Origin of the sequence: Tritonibacter sp. SIMBA_163 (assembly GCF_046535935.1) — a bacterium.
In the GTDB taxonomy this organism is placed as follows: Bacteria; Pseudomonadota; Alphaproteobacteria; order Rhodobacterales; family Rhodobacteraceae; genus Epibacterium; species Epibacterium scottomollicae.
Genome location: NZ_JAWJBP010000234.1, coordinates 1 through 315, shown reverse-complemented (window position 1 = coordinate 315; position 315 = coordinate 1). Strand labels below are relative to the sequence as shown.

General features: G+C 39.0%; 1 protein-coding gene. It reads left to right on the top strand.

Annotated elements, in window-relative coordinates; all coding sequences use genetic code 11:
- The first annotated feature begins 8 nt into the window (after positions 1 to 8).
- Positions 9 to 101: a YqaI family protein gene (locus R0J92_RS22220; protein ID WP_411053246.1), complete on the top strand. Its 93-nt coding sequence runs from the start codon at positions 9 to 11 to the stop codon at positions 99 to 101.
- Positions 102 to 315: the final 214 nt, after the last annotated feature.

Below are 315 nucleotides of genomic sequence, written 5' to 3'. Positions count from 1 at the left end.
AGTATGTCATTGATGAGAATGTTGGGGAAATGATTCTAGTTGATAACTTGGAACGCTATCTGAAGGAGCAACTGGATTTCACCTTTGTGAATACAAAATAAAAAGGTCCACTCCCACAAGTGAACCAATTACAAAAAAAGAAAATAAAAGTGTCAACCCCTATTATAGCAGGTTGGCACTGTAAATCAATGGAGGCTTGTTCATGACCAAAAATATCAGGTTGGCAGAACTCCATCTATCAAACTTCAAGGGTGTAAAATCATTCACCCTTGAAACAGGTGGAGGAAGCGCAAAGGTCTATGGTGATAACGCTAC